The organism is Blautia sp. HCN-1074, from assembly GCF_037890165.1.
In the GTDB taxonomy this organism is placed as follows: Bacteria; Bacillota; Clostridia; order Lachnospirales; family Lachnospiraceae; genus Blautia_A.
Genome location: NZ_JBBKBP010000084.1, coordinates 1 through 404, shown reverse-complemented (window position 1 = coordinate 404; position 404 = coordinate 1). Strand labels below are relative to the sequence as shown.

General features: G+C 40.8%; 1 pseudogene. It reads right to left on the bottom strand.

Annotated features, from left to right (window positions below):
- Positions 1-404 (bottom strand): annotated as a pseudogene (locus WKT11_RS20135) (IS30 family transposase); the annotation flags it as partial.

Here is a 404-nt window from a genome sequence, read left to right as displayed (position 1 = left end):
TGTAAAGTGTTCTTCTGGAGCACCCCAATTCTTCTGCATGAGTAGCATAAATATGACCGATGGACTGATGTTTCTCCTTGATCAATGGAACCAATAAATCATTCATGGATTGAATGCTTTCCGGAGTCTGGTTAATGCCAGCTCTGCAATCGACTAGCACGCTACGGTACTCATCATGGGCATATTTGGATGAATAAAACTTTCTGGGCATAAGACAATGGGTCTTTTTACCACAGCCATTACATACATAGGGTGGTTTATTCAGTTTCTCACATTCAGCTGTCTCATATGCGGGACATATATCAGTGCAACGAAAGGATGGTTTTCTGCAAAGCTTACAATGAATGCCACACATCTTATCACACAAGCATGTCATCTTACAGTTCTTTCGATGAATACATGGA